The organism is Anaeromicrobium sediminis (assembly GCF_002270055.1).
GTDB classification, from domain to species: Bacteria; Bacillota; Clostridia; order Peptostreptococcales; family Thermotaleaceae; genus Anaeromicrobium; species Anaeromicrobium sediminis.
Window position 1 is genome coordinate 13,264 of sequence record NZ_NIBG01000021.1, and the last position, 22,963, is coordinate 36,226.

The window sequence follows — 22,963 nt, forward strand, 5'->3', positions numbered from 1 at the left end:
TATACTTACGGTAGAAGGTTCATAATTGTTTACAGCATAAGATGTTCTGATGTTCCACCTTTTCAAAAATTATTGAACTTATTTCAACTTGTAGGTGAGCAGAATTTATTGAATTTTAATGTAGTTTATTTATAGATATGGAAGTCTATGAAATGGAACAAATTGAAAATACTTCAAGGGAAGGAGTGACAAAGTATGAAAAAGTGTCCAAGAATTGAAGTGAACTTAGAAAAATTAAAGGAAAATGCCAAAGCATTAGTTAATCTATGTTCAAAGGAAGATATAAGATCTGCCATAGTTACTAAGGCTTTTTGTGGTGATAAAAGGATTACTAAGGCCATCGTTGAAGAGGGAATAGATCTAATAGCTGATGCTAGAACTGAGAACCTGAAAAACTTGGCAGAATTTAAAGAAGAAAAGTTACTGTTAAGATTACCTATGATGAGTGAAATAAGTGATGTTATAGATTATGTGGATATAAGTCTGAACTCTGAAATAGACACTATGAGAAAATTGTCAGAAGAAGCTCTAAAGAAGGATAAAATCCATAAAGTTGTACTTATGTTAGACTTAGGGGATCTTAGAGAGGGAATTTTGGAGAAGGATATATTTTTAACAGTAGAGGAAATATTAAAGTTAAAGGGAATTAAATTAATAGGGGTTGGAACTAATTTAACTTGTTTTGGAGCAGTTATACCAGATGAAGTTAATCTTGGAAAGTTACAGGAGTATGCTGAAGAAATAGAAGAGAAATTTAATATAGAATTAACTTTAATATCAGGAGGAAATTCTAGTAGCGTATATCTTTTAGGCCAGGATAAGATGCCTAAGAGAATAAATAATTTAAGATTGGGAGAAGTGATTTTACTAGGGAATGAGACAGCCTATGGAGAAAAAATAGAAAATACTCACAATGATGTATTCCAATTAGTTGCTCAAATCGTAGAGTTAAAAGAAAAGCCATCTGTACCAACAGGGGAAATTGGTAAAGATGCCTTTGGTAATGTGCCTACATTTGAAGATAGGGGAATAAGAAAAAGAGCAATTTTAGGAGTAGGAAAACAGGATATTATGTTAGACAGCTTATATCCAATAGAAGAGAATATGATTGTATTAGGAAGTAGTAGTGATCACTTAATTGTGGATGTTACAGACTGTCATAGGGAATATAAAATAGGGGATGAGATTAAATTTAATATGGGATATGGTACTTTACTTCGCAGCATGACATCTAAGTATGTGCATAAAGAATACCTTTAAAGAAAGAGACAGTTATTTAGGATAAGACATAAATGACTGTCTTCTTTAAATAAATTGTTAAATGTTTTACAATGTTTAACAACTAAAAATCAAAAGGGGGAAAATTTTTTATGGAAGGCTTTTTGAAGTTAGTAGCAGATTTATCGGGGTGGATATGGGGGACACCTATGCTCTTAATTTTAGTGGGAGGAAGTTTATGGCTCACCATAGCTCTAGGATTTTTTCAATTTAAATACTTTCCTTTTATTATGAAAGAAACCTTTGGGAAGATATTTCAAAAGGCTGAAGGAGAAGGAACCATATCACCATTTCAGGCGGCAACATCAGCATTGGCATCAACTATTGGAGCATCTAATATAGTTGGAGTTCCAGTTGCTATTGCTTTTGGAGGGCCAGGGGCTGTATTTTGGATGTGGTTAGTATCCTTAATTGGAGCTGCATCAAAGTTTTCAGAAATCATACTGGGAATTAAATACAGAGAGAAAAATGAAAATGGAGAATATGTAGGTGGACCTATGCACTATCTAAAAAAAGGTCTAAAGTCTCCAGTTATGGGAGCTTTATTTGCCTTTGGTTTAATGGTAGAGTTAGTACCATCCATAGCCACTCAAACTGTATCCGTAGTACAAACGGCAAATACAATAGGTATACCTAATATGGTTAGTGGTGTAGTTGTTGCAATAATAGTAGCTTTAGTAGTATACGGGGGAATAAAGAGAATTGCACAAGTAACAGAAAAGCTAGTTCCATTCATGGCTATTCTATATTTAATAGGAGCATTTATTATAATAATTAGTAATGCTTCAAGAATACCAGAAGCTATAATGTTAATATTTGGTCATGCCTTTACTCCAATAGCAGCAACAGGTGGATTTGCAGGAGCAGCCATAGCCCAATCTATGAGATGGGGTATAGCAAGGGGAGTATATTCTAATGAAGCAGGTATGGGAACAGCTCCTATAGCTCACGCTGCAGCTATAACTGATCATCCAGCAAGACAGGCCATGTGGGGAATATTTGAGATCGTAGTAGACACATTAATCGTATGTACTACAACTGCATTTGTAGTATTAACTACAGGTCTTTGGAAAGAAGTTCCTGCAGACCAGGCTGCATCTATGCCAGCTAGAGCATTCCAATCTTTATTAGGAGATTCCCTAGGTGGAGGTATTGTAACATTTAGTATATTAATGTTTGTTATATCTACAATTATAGTAGTAGTTTATTATGGAGAAAAACAAGCAGAATATTTATTTGGAATAGGTTTTTCTAAAGTAATGAGAGTTGTTTATATTGCATCTATATTCCTAGGGGCAGTAGGTGGAATAGAATTCTTATATCAATTCTTAGATATTTTATTAGCAGCTATCATAATACCAAATATGATTGGTCTAGTATTAATGACCAAAGAAGTCAAGGAAATTAAAGATGATTTCTTTAATAATCCAAAGTACTATCCAGGAGCAAAGACTAAAGAGCGAGTATAGGAGGAGTAACCATGTTAAAGTGGAATAGTCCACAGGGACTTAAGGACTTGTCAATAACTTTAGTTAATCAGGAGAGTGTATCTGGAACTTGTTCAGAGAAGAGTATGGCACAACTTGTGTATGACTTGTTGAAAAATACAGAATATTTCAAAATTAATCCACAGAATGTTTTTATGAAGCCACTTAATGATTCATTAGATAGGCATTTTGTATGTGCCTTAGCTGAAGGTAATGGAAATTCTAAGGATACTTTAATATTAGTAAGCCATATGGATACGGTAGATGTGGAGGATTTTGGGAAACTAAAGGAATTTGCCTTTGATCCCTATGAATATACTAAAAGACTAGACCCAAATACATTGGGAGAAGATGCTAAGAAGGATTTACTGTCAGGAGAATGGTTATTTGGTAGAGGAATAATGGATATGAAAACTGGTATGGCCATTCAAATGTCCCTTTTAGAAGAGTATGGAGTTAGAGAGGACTTTCATGGTAATTTATTATTAATAGCAGTTCCAGATGAAGAATCTAATTCAGAGGGAGTTATAGCAGGAATTCCTTTTTTAAATAAATTAATAGAAGAGAGGGACTTAAATCCAATAGCTGTACTTAATTGTGAACCTGATTTTGCATCTTATCCAGGAGATGATAATAAGTATGTGTACTCCGGAACAGCTGGAAAATTATTATTAGGATGTTTCTTTGTTGGGAAAGAGGCCCATGTGGGAGAGTCTTTAGCAGGAGTTAATGTGGATTTAATAGCATCAGAGTTTATGAGAAGAATAGAAGTTAATACAGAACTATCTGATAGGGTAGGCTCTGAAGTCACATTACCACCGACTTGTTTAAAATATAGGGACTTGAAGGAATTATATTCTGTCCAAACTCCAGTTAGGGGAGTTTCCTATATAAATATACCGACCCTACAAAAGAACCCAAAGGATTTTATAGATAAAATACGAACATATGCGCAAGAGGCAGTAGAAGAGGCTTGTGATAAAGTAAATAGGCAAAGGGAAATATATAAGGACATGTCTAACTTACCTGTAGGGGGAGATGGATTTAATCCCGTGGTCTATACATATGATGAACTATATAATCTATGCGTAGAATCAGCTGGAGGAGAATTTGAGAATCACTTAAAAGAATGTATTAGTGAATGGAAAAAAGACAGTTCCATTGATGAAAGGGAACTTAGCACAAAAATAGTGGCTGAGACTCAAAGATATTGTCCAGTAAGGGAGCCTATGATAATACTATTCTTTGCCCCTCCTTATTATCCACATGTGGGATTAAAAGAAGAGACTGACTTTGAAAAACATATTGTTAAAGTTTGTGATAAATTAATAGAAAAGGCAGATAAAGAGTATGGAGAAAAAATATTAAAACAAAGATATTTCCAAGGCTTATCTGATTTAAGTTATTTTGCTGTTCAAGATGCAGACAAAGTAGTAGAGTACTTAAAACCTAATATGCCAGCATGGGGAATTAGATATGAAGTGCCAATTGAAGAAATAAAGAAATTGGATTTACCTGTAATGAACTATGGTCCCCATGGAAGAGATCCTCATAAGTATACGGAGAGGATATTGGTAGATTATTCTTATAATGTAACTCCTAAGTTAGTAAGGTTTATTGTGGATGAATTATTTAAATACAGGAAATAGAGCCATTGGCTCTATTTTTCTGTAAAATGATATTAGACAATATTATTTTATAAAGGAGACAAAAAGGTGAACAAAAAGGTAAGTGATTATATTAATGGTGATACAATAATCAAATTGCTAACAAAACTTATAGAAATTCCTAGTCCCTATTTTTATGAAGAAAAAATTATGGCGTTTACTTATTCTTGGTTAAAGGAAAGGAGTTTAAATCCAGAGTTTCATAAGTATGAGGAAAATAATATTACAAATTTTAAGGGAACAAATATTATTGGAAAATTAAAAGGAAGGGAAAAGGGACCTAGTATATTATTAAATGGACATTTAGATACGGTTAACATTTGTGAAGGATGGGTAAAAGAACCATTAAAGGGAACCGTAGAAGGAAATAAGCTGTATGGATTAGGTGCTTTGGATATGAAATCTGGTTGTACAGCCCTATTATTAGCACTCGAAGCTTTTAAAAACACGGTAAAAGATTTTAAAGGAGAAATTATATATTCTTTTGTTTCAGATGAAGAAGGTCCCTATGGTTTAGGAACAAATGCGATTATAGAAGATGGATTGGTGAATCATGTTGATGCGGTTATTGTAACAGAACCAAGCAGTGGATTTTGTGCCATTGATTTTCCTTGTATTTGCTTAGGGGCTAGAGGCGGATACAATTATACAGTTAAATTTAAAGGAACGGCTGCCCATGCGGCCAATCCTGAAATGGGAAATAGTGCTATTTTGGATTGTGCCAAGGTTATGTTGGAACTGAAAAAATCTGAAATGATAGAAGATCCTAAATTAGGAAAAGGCTCCATATGTATTATAGAATCTGGAGGCGGAGGGCAGGCTTGTAGTGTGGCAGATATGGCATTTTTCACTGTCTTTAGACATGTAGTAAGAGGTGAAGATAAATATTATGTTGAAAAAGAATTATATGAAGCAGTAAAAAGAGCAAATATCAAATCTCAGGTTGAAATGAAATTCAGAGATGGACCTAGTAGTGAAAGTGAAGGATTTGAACCTTATATTGTGGATGAATCAAATCCATATATGGATAAAATGGTAAATAGCATAGAAAGAATTTGTGATAAAAAACCGCAAATTTCATATTTTTCTAGTATTGGAGATTTTAATTATTTTGGTTCTAGACTAAATGTTCCAACTTTTGTATTTGGTCCCCATGGGCACAATTATCATACTGCAGATGAATATGTAGAAATAGATACGGTTGTTAAAACTGCTCATGTAATTTATGAATTTTTAGTAAACACTCTTATGATAGATTAAAAAAGGGATGGTTATTGTGATAACCATCCCTTTAATTTACTTTTTATACTTTAGTTCTCCATCTACAAAGGTCATTAATACTTTAGTATCCTTTATTTCTTCTGGGGTAATATTTAAAATATCCCTATCTAAAACCACAAAGTCTGCCAGATAGTTTTCTTTTATAAGACCTTTAACATTTTCTTCAAAGGAAGCATAGGCACCTTCATGGGTGAAATTGTATAAAGCATCTTCCACAGAAACTTTTTCATTTGGCAACCATCCATTTTTAGGGTATCCAGATAAATCTTGTCTAGTAACTGCAGAATATATACCCCTAAATACATTAAAGGGCTCTACTGGACAATCAGATCCATAAGCTGTATGAACACCATTATCCATAAGAGTTTTAAAATTATAAGTTTCCTTAGCTCTATCTTTTCCTACTCTGTCTTCTACAATATGTATATCGTAGTCTAAAAATATAGGTTGTATGTATGCAAGGACATTATTTTCTTTGAATTCATCTATTAACTTATTGGTAGTTATTTGAGCATGGACTATACCATGTCTATGGTCACTTTTAGGGGCTTTATCTAAGGCATTTTTTATACTTTTAAAGGACATATCCATTATCTTATCACCGATACAGTGGATGGCCACTTGCATATTATTTTTATGGGCAGTTAAAACTAACTCATCTAATTCATCTTGAGTAAAAACTCCTATACCACAAGTGGTGGAATCATCAGCATAAGGCTGTGACAAATAGGCAGTTCTAGCACCTAATGAACCATCAGCTAATAGTTTTAAAGGTCCTATCTTAAAGAAATCATCTCCATATCCAGTAGAGTACCCTTTAGATAAAAAGCTGTTTAATCTTTCCGTATTTTGTAGTAAGCATTGTTCATATATTCTTATAGGTAATTTTCCTTCATTGTTTAATTCTTTATAGGCCTTAATTATCTTGTGAAAATCCTTATCAGGAAAGGCCTCAAAGTCATCCGTTTGAATAGATGTAATTCCATCAGCTAAGGCTAATTTACAAGCATCTAATATAATTTTTTTTATTTCATCAACTGTAGGAGTAGGAATTTTTTTATATATTAGATTTAAAGCATTTTCTCTAAAAATACCTAGGGGATTATTATGTGTGTCCACATCAAAATATCCACCATCCACTTGACTAGAAGAACTATCTATGTCAGCCATTTCTAAGGCTTTTGAGTTTACAACTAAAACATGACCACAAGCCCGTACATAACAAACTGGAAATTCTGTAGATATTTTATCTAGGTCATATCGTGTAGGGAACTCCTTTTCATGAAAGTTATCCTGATTCCATCCTCTACCTATTATCCAATCCTTATGATTAGGATTAGTACTTAAGTAATCTTTTCCCATGCCTATTAGATCATCTATAGATTTACAATTAGTCAAAGGTATCATATGTAATGAATTAGCAAAGTTTACTAAATGCATATGGCTATCGTTGAAACCTGGTACTACTGTTTTATTTTCTAGGTCAATTAATCTAGTGTTTTCATCCTTTAAAGAGAATATTTCTTCATTTTTTCCCACCTTAAAAAACTTATTGTCCCTTATGAAAAGTGCTTCTGATTTAGGTGATTTAGAGTCCATAGTGATTATGTTTCCATTGTATAAAATTGTGTTCATAAAAACCCCTCCTTTAAAAACTATGTAAAGTTCTCATTTAATTATAATATATATATGAATTTTTTCATACAATATAAAAAATATTCAAAAAAATCTAAAAAAAGAAAAGGAGGAGATGAATTTTGGCTCAATTTCTAGACAAGTTAGTAGGTTGGTTATGGGGAACACCGTTGATTTTGACCATTTTATTCACGGGAATTTTCTTCACAGCACTGTCGGGATTTTTTCAGTTTAGATTCTTTGGGCACATAATGAAGGAGACATTTGGGAAAATGCTTAAAAAGGATGAAAGTGAAGATGAAGGAATTTTATCACCCTTTGAAGCAGTAAGTACAGCAATTGGTGGCTCTGTTGGAGTTGGTAATATAGGTGGAGTTGCAACGGCCATTGCCGTAGGTGGACCTGGAGCTGTATTTTGGATGTGGGTAACAGCATTAGTTGGAATGTTAATTAAAAATGTGGAAGTTACATTGGCTGTTTATTACAGGCGTACTGATGAAGAAGGTAAACCCTATGGTGGGCCTACTTACTACATGGAAAGGGGACTAGGAGAAGAAAAGGGATTTAAGGCTTGGGGAATACTGGCATTTATTTTTGGTGCTGGAATATTTACAACTTTCTTTATAACCCTTCAAAATTATACTGTATCTGAGGCTGTAAGTTCAACTCTTGGAGTCAATATGATTGTAGTAAGCTTTGCATTTTTAGCTTTAACTTATCTTTGTATTTGGGGTGGAATTCCTGCTTTAGGACGAATTGCAGGTAAATTAGTTCCATTCATGTGTTTATTCTATGTTTGTGGCGGAATTATTATTATACTTATGAACATATCTAATTTAGGAGAATCTTTTGGACTTATATTTGGAAGTGCATTTAATGGCATGGCAGCTGTTGGAGGATTTACAGGGGCAGCCTTTGCACAGGTAATCAGAATGGGTGTAGCAAGAAGTGTTTACTCTAATGAAGCTGGTTGGGGTACATCTCCTATGATCCATTCTACAGCTAAAACTGACCATCCTATTAGACAAGGATTATGGGGAAGTTTTGAGGTCTTTGTAGATACTATTATTGTATGTACAATAACTGCATTAATAATTATTATTACAGGTCATTGGTCAAGTGGAGTAAGTGGAGCAACCCTTACATTGAATGCTTTTGAGGCGGGCCTTGGATATACGGGAAGATTTATTGTAGCCATAGGAGTATTTTTATTTGGATTGACTACTGCAAGTGGTTGGTATTCTTACTATGAAATACTTCTAAGACATTTATTTAAAGATAATCCATCTAAGAAAAATACCATATTAAAAATATATAAGGCTACTTATGCCATACCAGGATTCTTACTAGTTGTAATGGCAGTTACTATAGGGTTACCAGGTAAAGCCGTATGGTTATTTGCAGACATAACATCAGCCATACCTACCTTTGTAAACATAATAGTAATATTAACCTTATCAGGAACTTACTTCAAGTTATTAAAGGATTATAAAGCTAGACATTTAGGTATTGGAGAAGTGGATGAAAACTTTAAAATTTTCTATGAAGAAAAGAATAAGAATATATAAATTATAGAGTAGTACTATAAAAATAAAAAAGCCGTCAATGACGGCTTTTTTCTATACATTAGAGTTTTTATTTATTAATATAGTTGAGAAATAAGAAATTTGTTCCTTAGTAACTTCTTCAATGTTAGTATAAGTAGTTTCACTATCCAATGAAGAGTTACTAACTAGTATGGCATGCTTAGATAAACCATGCTTTTTAATCTTCTCGATTATAGATTTAAAATTCTTATAAACCTTCATTAAAACTATACAATCATGATTTTCAAGTGTAGAATCTATCTTTTCCTCACTAGCTGTACAGGGTAATATAACTAGTGGATCTCTGTCCATAACTAAGGGGAAATTGTTGCTAGATGCTATATTTGAGAAAGAACTTATTCCAGGAATAGTTTCCACTTCAATTTCATCATCTAATCTATTTAATATATATACGTAAGTACTGTAAATCATTGGATCTCCCAAAGTTACAAAACCTACATTTTTACCAGATTTTACATCATCTATTATTTCCTTGGCAATACCTTGCCAAGCAACTTCCTTTTCTTCTGAGTTAAAGTTCATAGGAAAATGTCTTTCTTTTATTTGAACACTTTCAGGAATGTATTCCTTTACTATGGATAATGCTAAGCTCTCTCCACCTTCTTTGGGTTGAGGTGTAACTAGAATATCTAATTTTTCTAATGTCTTAACTGCCTTTATAGTTACTAAAGAACTGTCTCCTGGTCCTGTACCAATTCCATAAAATTTTGCCATCTTTTATACGAGTATAAGCTCTAATTGCTTATCTCATGTCCCCCCTTTATTAGATTTCTCTGTGACTTGCGTGTACGCCAAGTATGTAAAATACAACAATGTAACATATAAGAACAAATATTGATGTATAATCAAAAGTATTTCTTAAGGCAATACCTCTTAATGAATTTATAGTATGAGTAAGAGGTAATATATATATTAGCTTTTTTATTATTAGTGGCATCTTATCTAAAGAGAAAAAAGTACCACATATGAACGTCATGGGAGTTATGATAAAACTAGTAAATCTGTTCATATCATAGTGTGAGTTTATAACCATAGCAGCATAATATCCGAATGCTGCAAATAATAAACTATTTAACATTGCTATGGCAATAAAGGCAAGATTAACATGAATATAGGCTTTAAATAAGTAAGATATTAATAAAATTATCATACCAGCGTAAAGTCCCCTTAATGCTCCTGCTAGAATATATCCTAAAGTTAAAAAGGATAAATTAACAGGTGCAGTCATATAATCTTCAAAGCTTTTTTCATGAAGCCTAGCAACGGAAATCCTTATGGATACGGCATTATAGCTAGTGTGCATAGTAGACATGGCTATAATACCAGGGATAATATAGTGCATGTAGTTATTACCATCTATCACAATATCAGAACCTAGGCCCCAACCAAAGGCCAAGAGATATAATAGGGGTGTCACTACAGATTGGGATGTGATCTTAAAAACTCTTTTTTGAAAGAATTTAAATTCTCTCCAAAGTATTGTTGAAATTTCCATCTATAACACCTTCCTATTTGTAAAGTTGAAGAATACATCTTCTAAGTTTGTATTTCTAAGAACATAATCACAACTTAGTTCCTTAGCATACTCCTGTGCATTAACAATATTAGAAAAGTATTTATATATGGTCTTATCATCTTCACTAAAATATTCTATGGTATATTTACCAATTTTTTCTTTTAGGTTGTCATTTGTATCGTAATGGAATATCTTACCTTTATCCATTAATCCTATTTTGTCACACAAGTATTCGGCTTCTTCCATGTAGTGGGTTGTTAAAATTATGGTTTTGCCCTTGTGTTTCATTTTCTTTAGGATGTCCCAAATCTTTCTTCTGTTGTTCAAATCAATACCTACAGTAGGTTCGTCTAAAAATAAAATCTCAGGATCATTAACTAATGATTTGGCAATCATTAGTTTTCTTTTCATTCCTCCAGATAATTTTTTAGTAATACGATTTTGAACGCCTTTAAGATCTGAAAATTCAAGTAAATCCTCTACTAGAGGCTTTATTTGTTCCTTTGGTATTTTGTATAGCTTTGCTGCAAATATTAAGTTTTCTTCCACAGTAAGTTCCTTATCTAGATTAATATGTTGGGGAACTATACCTATCTTGCTTTTTAAAGAAGTATTTCCTCTATGCATTTTTTCACCTTTAATTAGTATTTCTCCAGAAGTGGGTTTCAAAAGACCTACTAACATTTTTATTAAGGTGGTTTTACCAGCTCCATTAGGACCTAAAAGGCCTACAAAAGTACCTTTTTCAATATTTAAATGGAGATGATCTACTGCATTAAAAGTTTGGAAGCTTTTGGTAATATTTTGTATTCTTATCATATTAACCAGTCCTTCACATATAAATTTATCATTTATAACTCTAGCAAAAAACATGTAAATTAGCAACTCCTAAAAAAAAATGGACTTTAATTAGGCTTAATTATTGACTTTAAAAAATTAATAATATATAATCCAAGTGTAAGTGAATAATTAAACATATTAATCGTAGGGAAAGTGGTAAAATCCACTGCAGCCCCCGCTACTGTAAGGCAGATGAAACCTTCATAACCACTGGAAAATGAGCATTCTGGGAAGGGAAGGTATGAATATGAAGCCAAGCCAGGAGACCTTGTTTAGTATGAAGTATTCAACTTTCGGAGGGAAAGTACGGAATATACAACAGAAAATATGATGGGAAAAAATTCCATTGTATAAATATGGTGTATATAACAAGAGCTTCGAAGAAAGCTCTTTTTTTATTGCAAGTAAGGAGAAATGATGAAAGAGTCGCTGATTAATGAGTTAAAATCAAAAAAGTATGGAAACAAAATAGTGGGAGTGTTTATTTTTATTCTTTTGATTGTCACATTGATACTATGTGTAAATTTAGGAAGAGCAGAAATAACATACGTAGATGTAGTTAAAGTAATAGGTGGGAAAATAATCAAAAATCCTGAAATGTATAGTGAAATAAAGAATTCTTATGTGAAAATAATATGGGATGTGCGTTTACCCAGAATTCTTACTGCTATTGTAGTGGGTGCAGGTCTAGCTGTTTCAGGAATAGTGTTTCAATCACTTTTAATGAATCCTTTGGCAGATTCATATACTATGGGTGTTTCATCAGGAGCGGCCCTTGGAGCCACTTTGGCCATATACATAAATTTATTTTATGACATTTATGTACCTATAACCATAAGTTCTTTTATTGGAGCCTTTGTCACCCTATTTATAGTAATATTCATAGCACGTACTAAGGGATACATAAGTGGATCTAATCTAATAATAGCGGGAATAATAGTTAGTTCCATATTTTCAGCTGGAATTAAGTTTATTAAAAGTTTAGCTGGGGAAAACGTATCGGCCATAGTCAATTGGCTCATGGGTAGTTTAGCTGCTAGAAGCTGGGTACATGTGAAAATTGGTTTTTTTACTATAAGTATCTGTATAATCATATGTTGGTATTACGCTAAGGATTTAAACTTACTGTGTCTAGGTGAAAGGGAAGCTAGGAGTCTTGGAATAGACACGAAAAAGGTTAAAAAGATATTTTTAATCTGTGGATCCTTAATAACGGCAGTTTGTGTATCCATAAGTGGAATAATAGGATTTGTAGGACTTGTAGTTCCTCACATGTTAAGATTTACTGTAGGTTCAGACAATAGAGTATTGTTACCTTTGGGTGCTCTTTTGGGAGGAGAACTACTGTTGTTAGCAGATACTGGGTCTAGGGCTCTTATGAATGTGGAAATACCTGTGGGAGTACTTACTACCTTACTTGGAGGACCATTTTTTATCTACATATTCATCACAAGGAATAAGAGTTTGAATTAGGAGGAGTTATATGTTTCAAGTTAAAAATTTATCCTTTTCCTATGGAGAAAAGGAAACACTTAGAAATCTTAATTTTCAACTAGAAGAGGGTACAATGACTACCATTATAGGACCTAATGGTAGTGGGAAGACAACCCTTTTAAATGTGATGACTAATAATTTAGATAATTATAGTGGAGATGTATATTTAAGAAATAAAAGCTTAAAGGACTATTCTATTAAGGAACTAAGTCAAAATCTTGCCATAGTTTATCAGAATGTAGATATAAAATTTCCATTTACCTGTATGGAAGTGGTGGCCATGGGAAGAACCCCTTTTTCTAGTAGGATGAAGGATCTTACCAAGGAAGATTCGGAAATAATATATGAAGTTATGGATATGACAGACACTACTTGTTTTATGAATAAGGATATAACTTGTCTAAGTGGTGGAGAAAAGCAAAGGATAATGTTAGCACGAGCTTTAGCTCAAACACCAAAAATATTAGTCCTTGATGAAGCCTTTTCAAATATGGATATAAAATATACTATAAAATTTTTAGATTTATTAAAGGAAAAAGTTAAAAATGATGGCATGACTGTCATAAATATAATGCACGATTTAAATCTCACTGATATATACAGCGATAACATTTTAGCCCTTTCGAAAGGAAATTTAGTAAAATCAGGTAAAACCGAGGATGTAATGAAGCCTCAATTTATTAAATCACTCTTTGGAATTAACACAAGAAAAATTTCAGATAGGGGATTAGCAATACTACCTATGTAGGTGTAAAATATTGGAGGGGTACATTTTGAAAAGAATAATAAGTTCTATATTAATACTGGGATTAATGTTTACAATGATGACTGGCTGTGCTAAAAAGGAAGAAGCTAATGTTACTTCAAATGAAGCACCAGCTCAAACTGAAGAAGTTAAAAAAGCTATATTAGCGGTTAGTTTTGGAACAAGCTACGCAGATACGAGAGAAGTAACTATAGAAGCAACTGAAAAAGCTTTAAGTGAAGCTTTTCCAGAGTATGAAGTAAGAAGAGCCTTTACTTCTGATATGATAATTAAGAAGTTAAAGGAAAGAGATAATATTCAAGTTGATACGGTAAAGGAAGCTATGGACAAATTAAAGTCAGAAGGGTTTAATGAAGTAGTAGTTCAACCACTTCATGTGATTCCTGGAGCTGAATACAATGACGTTAAAGAAGAGCTTAGAGCATATAACGATGGTTCTTTTGACGTATTTAAACTTGGAAGACCAATTCTTACAACAGAGGAAGACTACAAAGCAGCAGTAGAAGCTATGGCTTCTCAAATTAAAGAGGATATGGGAGCTGTAGTATTAATGGGTCATGGAACTCATCATCCAGCAAATGCAAGTTATGGTGCATTACAAGAAGCATTTGTGAAGGCAGATATGCCTGTATATGTGGGAACTGTAGAAGGATATCCAACATTAGATGATGTTATGAAGAGACTTAAGAAGGATAAGGCTGCAAAAGTTACATTAATGCCATACATGTTGGTTGCAGGAGACCATGCACAAAATGACATGGCAGGAGACGAAGAAGATTCTTGGAAGACTGTACTTAAAAAAGAAGGATTTGAAGTTGAAATTTACTTACATGGATTAGGTGAAAACCCTGAATACAGAAAAATCTATATAAACCATGCTAAAGAAGCAATTGAAGGAGAAGGAGAAATAATTCCTCAACCTTTAAATAAAGTAGAAAAGGGAACTCAAGAGGCTGGAAAAAAAGGTATTCTAGTAGTGAGTTTTGGAACAAGCTACGCAGATACGAGAAAAGTAACTATAGAAGCAGTTGAAGAGAAAATAGCAAAAGAATTTGCTGATTATGAAGTAAAAAGAGCATTTACTTCAAATATGATTATTAAAAAGTTAAAAGAACGTGATGGAATTATGGTAGATACTCCAGAGGAAGCTTTAAACAGAATGAAAGAAGAAGGTTTTGAAGAAGTAATAGTACAACCTCTTCATATAATGGCTGGAGCTGAATATGATGATTTAGTAGAAGCAACTAAAGCTTATAAAGATACATTTAAGAAATTATCAGTAGGAAATCCTGTATTAGCAGGTCCTGTTTCTTATGAAAAAGCTGTTAATGCTTTAATGACTCAAGTTGGAAAATTAGAGAAGGGTGAAGCTGCGGTAGTTATGGGACATGGTACTCACCATGCAGCTAATGCAAGTTATGCTGCTCTTCAAAATAAGTTTGATGATAAGGAATTACCTGTATATGTGGGAACTGTAGAAGCTCATCCAGCTTTAGAAGACGTTATAGCTAAATTAAAGAAGGATAATGTGAAAAAGGTTAAATTAATGCCTTACATGCTAGTTGCTGGAGATCATGCACAAAATGATATGGCAGGAGACGAAGAAGATTCTTGGAAGACTGTTCTTAAGAAAGAAGGATTTGAAGTTGAAATATACCTTCACGGATTAGGGGAAAATAAGGAATATCAAAATATATATGTAGAAAACACTAAAGAAGCAATTTCTGGTGAACATGAATAAATAATAAATAAAAAGGGACGGTCGTAAGGGGCCGTCCCAATTTTGAATTGTAGGAGGTATAAGATGAAAAATAAAATTAGTATAGTATTTTTAGCCCTTTGTATAATATTTACCTTTAGTGCATGTGGAAAAAATGTTCCTTCTACAGCTACTGTAAAAGAAGAAGCTAATATACAAATAGTAGATGATATGAATAATACCATATCTATGGATAAACCTGCTAAAAGAATTATAAGTTTATACTCAGCTCATACGGAGAATTTATTTGCACTAGAACTTAGTGATGAAATAGTAGGAGTGGGAAAAAGTGATGCATATCCATATGAAGTAACTAAGAAAAATGTATTTGACTATAAGTCAGATCCTGAAAAGGTAATTGCAGAAGATCCAGATTTAGTATTAATAAGACCATTTATAAATAAGAGTAAACCAGAGTTTGTAGAGGCCTTAAAAAATGCAGGGATAAATGTGGTTAGTTTATACCCAGATTCCTTTGAGAAATTTCCTGAATATATAATGAAATTAGGAATACTTACAGGGAAAGAAGATATGGCTAAGAATAAGTTAGATAAGTTTAATGAAGATATAGAAGAATTAAGAAAAGTAACAGAGAATATGAATCCTAAAACTAAAGTGTTCTTTGAATCTACAGAGACAAACTATAGAACTATAACTCCAAATTCCATGGCTGCCCATGCCATAGAATATGCAGGTGGAGAAAATGTGGCCAGTGATGCTGTGGCAATGAGAAAAGGAACTACTATAGCATCCTATGGTATAGAGCGTATATTGGAAAAGGCTGAGGATATAGAAGTATATATATCTCAAAGGGGAGCCATGAACTCAGGGGGAAATTTACATTCCATATCTATAAGACCTGGATTTGATGCAATAAAGGCTCTACAAGATGAGAGAGTGTATACTATAAATGAAAAATTAGTATCTAGCCCAACCTTTAGATTTGTTAAGGGAGTAAAAGAATTATCTAGAATGTTTTATCCTGAAATTATAGATAATTTAGATGAATTTAACAAGGATGAAAGATTAAATAAAAGAGAATTTGCTAAGATGGCTGTTATGGCTAAACATAGACCAATATTTAGCCCTACGTCAAAATATTATAGAAAAGAACATAGGGGCCATACCTATGGTACCTTTGAAGATATAGATTTTACAGATGTGGATTTTGACTACATTGAAACGGCTGTATTAGCTGGATATGTAGATTATGAGGATACATTATTTAATCCTAATAAAGAGATTACAAGGGAAGAGTTGGCAAAGAGTATTTATGTAATGTATGAACTTAAGAATAAGGATCTAATATCTATAAATATTAGAGATATAGAAGAATGTGACAATAAGAATATAGCAGAAATAGTAGTGAAGAATAATATATTATCCTTAGAGGATGGAAGTTTTAATCCAAAGAGGGTAGTTACTAAAAAAGAAGCTCTAGAGGCTATAAATAAGGCAAAAGAAATAAGCATGGATTAACCATGCTTATTTTGTTTGTTTAAACTTAATATGAATTCACATATATTTTTAACAGAGTCTGCTTTTTTCATTTTGTTCATGTTGTTTTTTAACTCATAATATTTATAAGTATCATCTTTTAAAGTATTAATACAAGATATTAGGGAGTTAGGACTAGTGGCTATCATGCCTATACTGTTATTTAGTATGAACTCTGTATTTCTTTCTTCTTGCCCTGGTAATGAATAGGAAACTACTATGGGTAATTCTTTACTTAAGGCTTCTGTCACTGTAATACCACCAGGTTTTGTAATTATAAAGTCCGATATACTCATAAGCTCATTAATATTATCTACAAATCCGTATACTTTGAGATTTTGGTTATCTATGTTAGTTAGATACTTATACAGGGATTCATTCCTGCCTGTAATGGCAATTATTTGCATATCACTGTTATATTTTAATACATAATCTAGTGTTTCTTTTATATTTCCAAGGCCAAAGCCGCCACCCATAAGTAGAGTTGTAAAGGAATTTTTTATACTTAATTTATTACAAAGTTCTTCCCTATCTTCATCCATATAGAATTTATTGTCTATAGGAATTCCAAAAAAACGAGCCTTTTCCCTTGGAATATGCCAATAGTCTAGTTGATACTCAAAGGAATCACATGGAAAAACAAAGTAATCTACTTCCGAATTTATCCAACTAGGATGTATAGTATAATCTGTAAGTACATTTACAATTGGAACGGAAATTTGCCCCTTCCTCTTCAATGCAGAAAGTGCTTCAGAAGGAAATGGATGGGTACATACTATAACATCTGGATTAAAATCTTTGAGTAATTTTTTTAATTTTCTAGATAATAATATTGTATTTAAAAAATCTCCCACATCCATAATAGAACTATCATTTACTTCTGTTTTTTTATATACATATCCATATAAAGTTGGTATATATTTTATAGATTTCATATAAGTCTCTATTATTATTTTGTGTAGATTAGAATTTACATAATGAAATGTATCAATAATTTCTGTATTGTTATAGGGGAAATTGTTCTCAATATAATTTGAAATGGTTGCGGCTACTTTATTGTGCCCTTCTCCAGCTGAGACTGTAAAAAATAGTATATTCAATAGTAAAACCTCCTTGCATAGGTGTTTATCCGAAGACTAACAATTCTAGCCCTAGTTTCAAGTAGGAGTAAAGAATTGCAGAATCTTTGGAATGGTCAAACTAAAATTCACATGGCATAAAAATTTCATCTGAATACAGTGTCACCCTATACCAAAAGAATATTATACACTATTTATTGTGATTTTAGACAACAAATATAAAATTTATACAAATAAGAGAGTTTTTTCTAGTTTTAGACTAAATTTTCATCATATTAAGGATGAAGGATTGAAAAGTAGCATGGGTATGTTAAAATAATTAAGAGATTAATTACAAAGGTGGTCGCCATATGAATAGGATATTACATATACTAAAGAATCATTCATTAGAAGAAATGTTTTATACAGAAAATATGAAAGAATTCCAATGGATTTGGTTTAATAATGAAACTCTCAAGGATATATTTATAAACTTATCTTTATATGATGAGAGGGAAGAAGAAATAAATAAATATATTCAGGAGGAGAATTTCAAAGAAATAGAAGAATTCTTTACAGGACTCTTTAAGGAAAAGGGATTCGAGCTAATGGACCAAAATCTATTTGCTTCATTAGAAGAAGGATATAAGACCACAAAAGATATAGATACTGTCATATATTTAAATGATAAATACTATAAAAAATTACATATAAAGTGTATGAAAGAATATGGATGGATATTAATGGCCATGGCCATAGATACATATAAAAACCTAGCTAGCCACTATGAGAGTAAAGAAAAGGTATATGAAGAAATGTATGAAGATAATAGTCGAATGCTGGAGGAAGTTCTTTCAACGGGAGAATATAAGCATATGATAGGAACTTGGAAGCTAGATCGTGAATGTGGTCTTCTTAGATTTTATAAGGGTAAAAAATTCTATAATAGCTGGAGTAAAGAAGAAGTGGAAGCCATTTTTAGAAATAAACACTAGGCAATTAGGTGGAATTTACTTATTTGTAAATTATAGTAATAGCATATTATGATATAATTTAGGGAGATATAGTATGATTTAGCCATATATAGTACATTTTGTGGAAGGAGATTAAAATGCAAGGCAAGGTTCGCAATATTAAAAGGGTAGCCACTCATATTGAATGGGCAATGACAATAGGAAATAAAGAAAAATTAATAAATCACATAGATGAAATGATGTCATTATGCAGTGAAGTGAAGGCTGAAATGATGGAAAAGAAAAGCTTTGGAGATAAGATAAAGGTAGAAATAATAAATGAGATACCATTTCTATATAAACCAATTCTTAAGAAGGACTATTATGAAGGTACATATTTAGAAGAGTTTGCAGAAAAGAGAAGCGATGAATTAAAATTGTCAAAATCAATTAACAATCACAACAAGTTCTGGCAAAGTTATGAAATAATAAAGGGAAATATATTTGGATCTGTACCAATGGAGTTACTTAATGAGGATGGCATTAGGGATTTAAAGCGTTTTGGTTGGGATGAATGCAATGTCCGTGTAATTGATGTTTTAGAAAGAAAATGTGATTTTAATGAAATGATAGAATTCTGTGATACTGAGTACGGAAAATATGTAATAGTTAAAGAAAAATCTACAGGAGTAGAAATGATATTACATTATATGATAGGATAGAAAACAATAAGATTATAATCTTATTGTTTTTTTGTTTGAAATTTTATTTAAAGGAGAAATATATGGTAGATAATAAAAGCTTTTCAAGACAAATAGAAAACATGGCAATAAGGTCTCTTTTATATGAAGTATCCGCTAGTCCGAAGCCAGGCCTAGTGGATAGGCATAATAATGGTGCCCATAATGACATGGACTTTTTTACTTTTATAGACAGTAGTACCATACTAGGAGAAACCTTTTATGAATGTACTTTAATGGCAATAGAAGAAGATTATCCTATTGAAGGATTATTAAATATAATTAGACCTATTGGAATAAAGGGTGAAAAAAATATGTTTTACATGACGAAAGATGTAAACACCCATAAGGGTCTTATTTTTTCACTAGGAATCATATGTGCTGCCTGTGGCTTTTTATATAAAAGAAAAGAGTCAATTACTGCTGAGAATATATGTGCTAAAGTGGAGAAAATGACTAAGAACATTGTAAATAAAGAGCTTATGAATAAAAAGGATTTAACACCATCTACCTATGGGGAAAAATTATACCTAAAATACGGAACTACTGGTATTAGAGGAGAGGTTGCTTCTGGATTTGAGACAGTAAGGAAATATGCCCTCCCCTCATTAAAAGAAATGATGGAGAAGAAGAACTTATGTAAAAATGATATTTTTGTACATGTACTTATAAATCTTATGGCCAATACAGAGGACTCTAATATACTAGGCCGTCATAATAAAGAAGTATTAAAAGTAGTGCAAAATAGGGCTAAGTCAATCTTAGAAATAGGTGGTATGAATACGGTGAGGGGCAGAGAAGAAATAAAAGTTTTTGATAAATGGTGTATAGAAAATTGGGTTAGTCCAGGAGGCTCAGCAGATTTATTAGCCGTAAGTATAATGCTCTATTTATTAGAAGATTTTAATGAAAAGAGAAAATATTTGAAATAATGGAATTAGTATGATAGAATAAAGTTGTACTTAGGCTTTCGATAGATATTGGGTAGAATAAGCTATTAAAAAGATAAGTATTATAACTATAAAATAAAACAATTTAATAAATTTTTGGTAAAGAGAAAGATAACGTTTTGTTAAGCTTTTAAAGGCCATTACGTGAGATTCAAAGGAATCTTATGTAATGGCCTTTTTTAATTGGAAAAAGGAGGGAACCTAGATTGGAATTTAGTATAAGAGAGATTTTAATATATGAAGAAATAGTAAAAGCTGAAGAACTTCTATCTAGAAATAATTTATCTCTAGGCCAAAATTTAGATCATATTTTAGGAATTTATAATAAAGGACAGTTAATAGGAACAGGTGGCATAAAGGGAAATACCTTAAGGTGCATAGCCATAGACCAATCATATAAGGGAACTAATGTACTTAATAAATTAATATCTGAATTAATAAAAATTCAGTATTTCCGAGGTAATACTCATATTTTCATATTTACAAAACCAAGTGCTAAGGGAAGTTTTAATCATATGGGTTTTTATGAAATAGAAGAAGTGAAAAATGAAGTAGTTTTAATGGAAAATAGGAAAAGTGGTTTAGAAGAATACTTAAAATCATTAAGGGACTATAAAACTTGTGGAGAGGATATTGGAGCCATTGTAATGAATGGAAATCCTTTTACCCTAGGTCATAGATATTTAATTGAAAGGGCAGCAGAGGATTGTGACCATTTACATATATTTGTTTTGTCATCTGAGAAGTCTACATTTTCTCATAAGGTAAGGTATGACCTTATAAAAAAGGGGACTGAACATATTAAAAATATTACAGTGCACTCAGGTGGACCTTACATAATATCAGAAGCTACCTTTCCAACTTATTTCATGAAAGAAAAAAGTGATAAATCACGCATTCATGCTATTTTGGATTCTAAAATATTCTCAAAAAATATAGGTCCATCACTAGGGATTAATACTAGATATGTGGGGGATGAGCCCTATTGTAAGACAACTAACATGTATAACAATATATTAAAAGAAATATTACCTTCTCATAATATAGATTTAAAAGTCATTAAAAGGAAATCCCATGACCATAAACCTATAAGTGCATCTCTAGTAAGGGATTACATGAAAAATGAAGAGTATGAAAAGATAAAAAATCTGGTTCCTAATACTACTTATAACTATTTAGTATCTGAAGAAGGTAAGAAAATAATAAAAAAAATAAAGGGAAAAGAAGAAAGACACTAGGGAGGGATACATATGAAGCTTATTAAGAATGGTATGGCTGGAACTATGGAATCATGTGATATTCAAATTATGGTGGAGAATAACTCTAATGAGGGAATAAAGATATTCTTAGAGAGTATAGTAAAAAAACAGTTTGGAGATGAAATAATAAAAGTCATTGAAGAAACTGTTAAAGAAATGAATATGGATAATATAACCATTAGAGCCAATGATAAGGGGGCTTTAGATTGTACCATAAAAGCTAGAGTCCAAAGTGCCATATTAAGAGGATTGGAAAAAGAAAATCATATGGATTGGCAGGTGATATAGATGAGTAGGCTTAGAAGAACTATGATGTATGTTCCAGGACATAATCCTGGAATGATGATAGATGCAAACATATATGGAGCAGACTCCATAATGTTTGACTTAGAAGACTCTGTATCTTTAATGGAAAAGGATTCGGCTAGAATGTTAGTCTATAATGCCATAAAACATATTGACTATGGAGATACGGAAGTAGTTGTAAGAATTAATGGATTAGATACGCCCTATGGATATTCAGATATAGAAGCCATGGTAAGGGCAGGAATCCATGTAATAAGATTACCTAAGACAGAGACAGCACAAGATATATGGGCTGTGGAGAAAAAAATTGAAGAAGTGGAAAAGGCCATAGGAAGAGAAGTGGGAAGCACAAAGATGATGGCAGCCATAGAAAGTGCCCTAGGAGTAGTTAATGCAGTAGAAATAGCTAAAGCAAGTGATAGGTTAATAGGTATAGCCATTGGAGCAGAAGACTTTGTTACTAACATGAAGACAAAGAGAAGCGTTGATGGAATAGAGTTACTTTATGCTAGAAGTCAAATATTGGTGGCAGCAAGGGCTGCTAATATTGCTGCCCTTGATACGGTATATTCTGATGTGAATAACGAAGAAGGTTTTAAAAAGGAAGTTGAACTCATAAAACAATTGGGCTTTGATGGGAAGTCTGTCATAAATCCAAGACAAATTGAACCTGTCCATGAAATATATGCTCCATCTAAGGCTGAAATAATTCATGCTAAGAATGTTATTAAAGCCATAGAAGAAGCTGAGAAAAAGGGTAGTGGAGTAATATCTTTAAATGGAAAGATGATAGATAAACCCATAGTGGAAAGGGCACAGCGAATATTAACACTGGCTAATATACAGATAAACAACGAGGAGGTGGAATAA

The 22,963-nt window shown here is 32.3% G+C and carries 20 protein-coding genes and 1 riboswitch; of the genes, 15 read left to right on the forward strand and 5 right to left on the reverse strand.

Annotation, left to right across the window (positions count from 1 at the left end; translation table 11 throughout):
- The first annotated feature begins 195 nt into the window (after positions 1-195).
- The 4 genes from orr (at position 196) to CCE28_RS17430 (ending at position 5,692) form a co-directional block, all read left to right on the forward strand.
- The gene (gene orr, locus CCE28_RS17415) at positions 196-1,260 is read left to right on the forward strand and encodes an ornithine racemase Orr (protein WP_095135005.1); all 1,065 of its coding nucleotides are present in this window, start codon (positions 196-198) and stop codon (positions 1,258-1,260) included.
- Between the two features lie 110 nt (positions 1,261-1,370).
- Positions 1,371-2,747, forward strand: coding sequence for an alanine/glycine:cation symporter family protein (locus tag CCE28_RS17420; protein WP_095135006.1), 1,377 nt, complete (start codon positions 1,371-1,373; stop codon positions 2,745-2,747).
- Between the two features lie 11 nt (positions 2,748-2,758).
- On the forward strand, positions 2,759-4,414 hold the full coding sequence (locus tag CCE28_RS17425) for a M20/M25/M40 family metallo-hydrolase (RefSeq protein WP_095135007.1): 1,656 nt from the start codon (positions 2,759-2,761) through the stop codon (positions 4,412-4,414).
- Positions 4,415-4,480: 66 nt separating this feature from the next.
- Positions 4,481-5,692 carry a M20 family metallopeptidase gene (locus CCE28_RS17430; protein ID WP_207652923.1) on the forward strand — a complete coding sequence of 404 codons (1,212 nt, stop codon included), beginning with the start codon at positions 4,481-4,483 and terminating at the stop codon, positions 5,690-5,692.
- Between the two features lie 36 nt (positions 5,693-5,728).
- Here the strand turns inward: CCE28_RS17430 and CCE28_RS17435 are convergent, their stop codons facing one another.
- Positions 5,729-7,348 carry an amidohydrolase gene (locus CCE28_RS17435; protein WP_095135008.1) on the reverse strand — a complete coding sequence of 540 codons (1,620 nt, stop codon included), beginning with the start codon at positions 7,346-7,348 and terminating at the stop codon, positions 5,729-5,731.
- Positions 7,349-7,470: 122 nt separating this feature from the next.
- Here CCE28_RS17435 and CCE28_RS17440 point away from each other — a divergent pair, with 122 nt between their 5' ends.
- Positions 7,471-8,916, forward strand: a complete 1,446-nt coding sequence (locus CCE28_RS17440; RefSeq protein ID WP_095135009.1) for an alanine/glycine:cation symporter family protein — start codon at positions 7,471-7,473, stop codon at positions 8,914-8,916.
- A gap of 51 nt (positions 8,917-8,967) precedes the next feature.
- On the opposite strand, the gene CCE28_RS17445 is transcribed toward CCE28_RS17440, so the two are convergent.
- The 3 genes from CCE28_RS17445 to CCE28_RS17455 are packed head-to-tail and all read right to left on the reverse strand — an operon-like array spanning position 8,968 to position 11,344.
- On the reverse strand, positions 8,968-9,669 hold the full coding sequence (locus tag CCE28_RS17445; RefSeq protein ID WP_095135010.1) for a cobalt-factor II C(20)-methyltransferase: 702 nt from the start codon (positions 9,667-9,669) through the stop codon (positions 8,968-8,970).
- A 49-nt stretch (positions 9,670-9,718) separates the two neighbouring features.
- The gene (locus CCE28_RS17450) at positions 9,719-10,450 is read right to left on the reverse strand and encodes an ABC transporter permease (RefSeq protein ID WP_095135011.1); all 732 of its coding nucleotides are present in this window, start codon (positions 10,448-10,450) and stop codon (positions 9,719-9,721) included.
- Complete coding sequence (locus tag CCE28_RS17455; protein ID WP_242973010.1) at positions 10,451-11,344, reverse strand: ABC transporter ATP-binding protein; 894 nt, start codon at positions 11,342-11,344, stop codon at positions 10,451-10,453. It abuts the gene before it with no gap.
- 64 nt (positions 11,345-11,408) lie between these two features.
- Positions 11,409-11,600: riboswitch (cobalamin riboswitch) on the forward strand.
- Between the two features lie 128 nt (positions 11,601-11,728).
- On the opposite strand from CCE28_RS17455, the gene CCE28_RS17460 reads away from it, so the two are divergent.
- The 4 genes from CCE28_RS17460 (at position 11,729) to CCE28_RS17480 (ending at position 16,809) form a co-directional block, all read left to right on the forward strand.
- Complete coding sequence (locus CCE28_RS17460; RefSeq protein WP_242973011.1) at positions 11,729-12,784, forward strand: FecCD family ABC transporter permease; 1,056 nt, start codon at positions 11,729-11,731, stop codon at positions 12,782-12,784.
- Between the two features lie 10 nt (positions 12,785-12,794).
- Positions 12,795-13,553 carry an ABC transporter ATP-binding protein gene (locus CCE28_RS17465; protein ID WP_095135013.1) on the forward strand — a complete coding sequence of 253 codons (759 nt, stop codon included), beginning with the start codon at positions 12,795-12,797 and terminating at the stop codon, positions 13,551-13,553.
- A 25-nt stretch (positions 13,554-13,578) separates the two neighbouring features.
- Positions 13,579-15,312: a sirohydrochlorin cobaltochelatase gene (locus tag CCE28_RS22880; RefSeq protein ID WP_330396882.1), complete on the forward strand. Its 1,734-nt coding sequence runs from the start codon at positions 13,579-13,581 to the stop codon at positions 15,310-15,312.
- A gap of 63 nt (positions 15,313-15,375) precedes the next feature.
- Positions 15,376-16,809: an ABC transporter substrate-binding protein gene (locus CCE28_RS17480; RefSeq protein WP_095135014.1), complete on the forward strand. Its 1,434-nt coding sequence runs from the start codon at positions 15,376-15,378 to the stop codon at positions 16,807-16,809.
- Here CCE28_RS17480 and CCE28_RS17485 read toward each other — a convergent pair.
- Positions 16,806-17,927: an MGDG synthase family glycosyltransferase gene (locus CCE28_RS17485; RefSeq protein WP_095135015.1), complete on the reverse strand. Its 1,122-nt coding sequence runs from the start codon at positions 17,925-17,927 to the stop codon at positions 16,806-16,808. The genes CCE28_RS17480 and CCE28_RS17485 overlap by 4 nt on opposite strands.
- Positions 17,928-18,256: 329 nt before the next feature.
- Here CCE28_RS17485 and CCE28_RS17490 point away from each other — a divergent pair, with 329 nt between their 5' ends.
- From CCE28_RS17490 to citE, 6 genes are all read left to right on the forward strand, one after another.
- Positions 18,257-18,880 carry a hypothetical protein gene (locus CCE28_RS17490; protein ID WP_095135016.1) on the forward strand — a complete coding sequence of 208 codons (624 nt, stop codon included), beginning with the start codon at positions 18,257-18,259 and terminating at the stop codon, positions 18,878-18,880.
- 116 nt (positions 18,881-18,996) lie between these two features.
- Entirely contained in the window at positions 18,997-19,560 is a 564-nt protein-coding gene (locus CCE28_RS17495) for a hypothetical protein (RefSeq protein ID WP_095135017.1), read from the forward strand.
- A gap of 62 nt (positions 19,561-19,622) precedes the next feature.
- On the forward strand, positions 19,623-20,510 hold the full coding sequence (gene citG, locus CCE28_RS17500) for a triphosphoribosyl-dephospho-CoA synthase CitG (RefSeq protein WP_095135018.1): 888 nt from the start codon (positions 19,623-19,625) through the stop codon (positions 20,508-20,510).
- A gap of 224 nt (positions 20,511-20,734) precedes the next feature.
- The gene (citC, locus tag CCE28_RS17505) at positions 20,735-21,766 is read left to right on the forward strand and encodes a [citrate (pro-3S)-lyase] ligase (protein WP_176461898.1); all 1,032 of its coding nucleotides are present in this window, start codon (positions 20,735-20,737) and stop codon (positions 21,764-21,766) included.
- A gap of 12 nt (positions 21,767-21,778) precedes the next feature.
- Complete coding sequence (gene citD, locus CCE28_RS17510) at positions 21,779-22,075, forward strand: citrate lyase acyl carrier protein (protein ID WP_095135020.1); 297 nt, start codon at positions 21,779-21,781, stop codon at positions 22,073-22,075.
- Positions 22,076-22,963, forward strand: coding sequence for a citrate (pro-3S)-lyase subunit beta (citE, locus tag CCE28_RS17515; RefSeq protein WP_095135021.1), 888 nt, complete (start codon positions 22,076-22,078; stop codon positions 22,961-22,963).